The following is a 2,141-nucleotide window of genomic DNA, read 5'->3' as shown; positions in this document are numbered from 1 at the left end:
AAGCAGTCAGGGTCGGGTAGTTTACTTCAGCCTCACCTGATATGAAAGCTCAGCTTCCGGTGACGATTTTGACAGGTTTTTTGGGCAGTGGCAAAACCACGCTGCTCAAGCGCATCTTGGAAGAGGAGCATGGGTTGCGCATTGGGGTTATCCTCAACGAGTTTGGCGAGATTTCCATCGATGGCGAGTTGGTCAACATGCCCGAGGGGGGGCTGATGCAGCTCAACAATGGTTGCCTCTGCTGCACGGTGCGAGAGGATTTTGAACGGGCGGCCCGCCAGCTGCTCCAGCATGCCCAGGCGTTGGACTATCTGGTGGTGGAAACCAGCGGCGTGGCGGATCCCAGGCAGGTGACCGAGCTATTTGTGCAGAGGGTCTTTCATGAGGAGTTGCGCCTGGATGGCGTGGTGACCTTGGTTGACGGTGCCGAATACTGGCGCAATTTCCAGCGCTCGCAAACCGCCGCCCACCAGATCGGCAGCGCTGACATTTTGTTGCTCAATAAGGTGGATTTGATCGACGAAGCCGAACGAGAGCGGATCCTTCTCGATCTGCGCCGCTACAACCCCGCTGCCCCTTGCCTGCTCACCACCCATGCCCAGGTGCCTCTGGCCCGCATCTTGGATGTGCATGCCTTCCGCCCAGAATTGTGGGATCCCAGGCTCCCCGATTCGGGGACTGAGGCCCACCCCAGCCATCACCTGGAGGAGGACGGGATCCAATCGGTGAGCTTTCAACTGCAGCAGCCGCTGGATTTGGGGGCCTTTCGCGATTGGCTACAAGACATGCCCGAGACCCTTTTTCGCGCCAAGGGGGTGCTGTGGGTTGTGGATGAGCCGCAGCGGGTTATCTTCCATCAAGTGGGCCAGCGGCAAACCCTTTTTCTGGAACGGGACTGGGATCCCGATGAGCCCCGCTTGTCCAAAATTGTGTTGATTGGCAAAGGGCTGGAGCCGGAACAGCTGGCTGCCGGCCTCAGCCGGGTGTGCGGGGCAACCGCCGCTGGCTAAGGATCCTCTTCAGTTTTTTCGGTTTTTGGATTGGGTGATCTGGGATGGCTCGCAGCAAACTTTCAGAGCAAGAACAACAGCAAATTGTTAGCGCCTACCGCGGCTCGGCAGCGACCGCCGTCGAATTGGCGGAGCAATTTCAGGTGAGCATCACCACCATCACCCGCGTGTTGAAGGAAAATATCGCCGCCGATGAGTACCAGCGGTTGATCCATCTCAAACGCTCGGCTGCCCGCCGCAAAGACATGGGGGAAAAAGTTGCTGTTGGCGGGATCCCAGCCCCAGAGCAGCAGATTTTGCCGCTGGAGCCGGAGCTGCCTTTTTCATCTCCCTCGCTGCAGCCGAACGCAAACGAGGAAGGCGAGGATAACACTGCTGGGACGGAGTCTCTGCCAGAACTGCCCCCAGAAGAACTGCCGTTGGCGGCTGGGCTTCGGGAAGATCTGGAGGATGTGGAGGAAGAGACCGAAGAAGACCGTGACCTTGAAGACGAGGACGAAGATGAGGACGACCCTGACTATCCCTTAGAAGATGAAGATGGGCCAGAAGAGGATCCCCTCACCGATCCCGGCTATCGAATTCAGGTGTTGCCCCTGGAAGAGCTCACCCTGCCGGAAACCTGCTACGTCGTTGTTGACCGCTACCAAGAACTGACCACCCGCCCCCTTAAGGAATTCTTTGGCTCCGGATCCCTGCCCATCGAAGGGATCGACAACGCCAATACGCTGCCCATTTTCGACAACCACAAGGTGGCCCGTCGCTTTTCCGAAATGAGCCGTCGGGGCAGCAACACCTACCCGCCCTACCGGGTGATCCAGTTTCCCGGCTACATCCTGGAGATTGTGCGCACCCAACTGCAAAAGAAAGGCATCACCCATCTGCTCATGGATGGGCAGATCTACAGTCTTTGACCAGCTCCTCAAGCTCAGGAGCGGGGGATTCCCGTTACTGGCGCAGGTTTGCAGCCCTGCGTGAGCGCCGTCGGCCTACTTCGCCACAGCAGCAGTACCCGTCTCTTCGGACATTTGGACTGCCCCCGCCCCCACGGGCTTATGGATCGCTCCTCAGCTCCCCACTCACACTGATGGAACCAAAGGCTCATGCCGTGACATACTCCCGCACTCATGCTGA

Annotated in this window: 2 protein-coding genes; both read left to right on the top strand. The window is 58.5% G+C overall.

Translation table 11 applies throughout. From position 1 onward, the window contains the following. The first annotated feature begins 41 nt into the window (after positions 1 to 41). On the top strand, positions 42 to 1,010 hold the full coding sequence (locus NW818_RS13355) for a CobW family GTP-binding protein (RefSeq protein WP_414424826.1): 969 nt from the start codon (positions 42 to 44) through the stop codon (positions 1,008 to 1,010). A gap of 44 nt (positions 1,011 to 1,054) precedes the next feature. Further along, on the top strand, positions 1,055 to 1,921 hold the full coding sequence (locus NW818_RS13350) for a hypothetical protein (RefSeq protein WP_414424825.1): 867 nt from the start codon (positions 1,055 to 1,057) through the stop codon (positions 1,919 to 1,921). Positions 1,922 to 2,141 lie beyond the last annotated feature (220 nt).

Source organism: Synechococcus sp. R6-5, from assembly GCF_047461775.1.
In the GTDB taxonomy this organism is placed as follows: Bacteria; Cyanobacteriota; Cyanobacteriia; order Thermostichales; family Thermostichaceae; genus Thermostichus.
The sequence above is the reverse complement of the archived record's forward strand: the minus strand, read 5'-3'. Positions and strand labels throughout refer to the sequence as shown.

Excerpts from the sequence above, each read along its gene's own strand:
- NW818_RS13355 (WP_414424826.1), top strand. The coding sequence starts at position 42 with ATGAAAGCTCAGCTTCCGGTGACGATTTTGACAGGTTTTTTGGGCAGT.
- NW818_RS13350 (WP_414424825.1), top strand. The coding sequence starts at position 1,055 with ATGGCTCGCAGCAAACTTTCAGAGCAAGAACAACAGCAAATTGTTAGC.